The sequence below is a fragment of the Pseudomonas psychrophila genome, assembly GCF_001043005.1.
Taxonomy (GTDB): domain Bacteria; phylum Pseudomonadota; class Gammaproteobacteria; order Pseudomonadales; family Pseudomonadaceae; genus Aquipseudomonas; species Aquipseudomonas psychrophila.
On record NZ_JYKZ01000095.1, the window covers coordinates 1 to 553 of the forward strand.

The following is a 553-nucleotide window of genomic DNA, read 5'->3' on the forward strand; positions in this document are numbered from 1 at the left end:
ATCACACTGCTTAAAAGGGCCAATAACATGCACGTTTTTGTTACCGGCGGTACCGGCCATTCCGGGCCGTACATCATCTCCGACCTTATCGCCGCCGGCCATGAGGTCACTGCCCTGGCTCGGTCCGATACGGCCGCGGCGCAGGTTGCTGCGCTCGGCGCCAAGGTACGTCGCGGCAATCTCGAGGAGCTCGACGGGCTCAAGGAGGCGGCCGCCGCCTCGGACGGCGTCATCCACGTTGCGCACCGGCAGGACCTGATTCCAACCGGCGGGATCAACGCTGTTGCGGCCGCGGAGCTTGAGATAATGCTCGCCTATGGCGAAGCACTGGCCGGAAGCGCAAAGCCGTTGGTCGTGTCTGGAAGCGTCGGCTCGCCCGGGTGGGAGGGCCTGGGCCGGCCGGCCACCGAAGAGGATCTGCCCCTTCCCGGCGGCGATTCGTACAAGAATACACTGCGGGTTCGGAACATCGTGGAAACCACGGTGATCGGTCTCGCCGAACAGGGCATACGGTCTTCAATCGTGCGGATCCCTGAGATCATGCACAGCGCCA

Annotated in this window: 1 protein-coding gene; it reads left to right on the top strand. The window is 64.0% G+C overall.

Going from position 1 to position 553, the window contains the following annotated elements; genetic code table 11:
• Positions 1–27: 27 nt before the first annotated feature.
• Positions 28–553: NAD(P)H-binding protein (locus TU76_RS24250; protein ID WP_048352696.1), on the top strand; the 526-nt coding region annotated here is incomplete at its 3' end.